2 protein-coding genes are annotated in these 690 nt (G+C 47.0%); both read left to right on the plus strand.

The window, feature by feature from the left end; all coding sequences use genetic code 11:
• Positions 1-85: 85 nt before the first annotated feature.
• Positions 86-505 (plus strand): DUF2251 domain-containing protein, encoded by a 420-nt coding sequence (locus tag ACTHUR_RS14420; protein ID WP_440399254.1) that lies wholly within the window; start codon positions 86-88, stop codon positions 503-505.
• A 21-nt stretch (positions 506-526) separates the two neighbouring features.
• The coding region (locus ACTHUR_RS14425) for an S-ribosylhomocysteine lyase (RefSeq protein WP_440399256.1) at positions 527-690 on the plus strand (164 nt) is incomplete at its 3' end.

Consider the following 690-nt stretch of genomic DNA (forward strand, 5'->3'; position numbering starts at 1 on the left):
ACGAAGCACTGAGCGCGGCTTCGGGCGAAGCGGTTGAGATTGCCGAATTGTAATTTGAGAGTGATCACAAAGAGAGCGTTACCCAATGGCACAATTACCGCTATATCTGACTTCCGAAATCAAAGACTTTACTGTCGGCACGCCCGAAGTTTTACAATCATTTTTCGAACATGTCCCTTATGGCGTCGTCTTTGAAGACGACGGCGACACAGGCTACTTTTATGCCGCCTCGAAAGATGGGATTTTGGATGCCTTGCATATCTACAATGTCGAAGATGTATCCGACAAACATATCCCCAATCATATTTTGATCTTATGGGACGAAGCCTGCACCATAGCCGCATTGTGCATTAATGATTACATCCATGCTGTATTTGATTTTGTCGAACAGGCAGGATATTGCCGCAACGGTTTCCCTGAAGCACACGGAGAATGGCTGAAAGTCAAAGACCGCCTGTTGGACGATCAATTACTGAACAAACTCCTATCTAGAAAACCCATATAAACCACCCAAAAGGATACCCCAATGCCCCTACTAGACAGTTTCAAAGTTGACCACACCCGTATGCACGCCCCTGCCGTACGCGTGGCCAAAACCATGACCACGCCCAAAGGCGACACCATTACCGTATTTGACCTGCGTTTTTGCATTCCCAACAAAGAAATCCTGCCCGAAAAAGGCATTCACAC

This window comes from Neisseria sp. P0021.S007 (genome assembly GCF_051956855.1).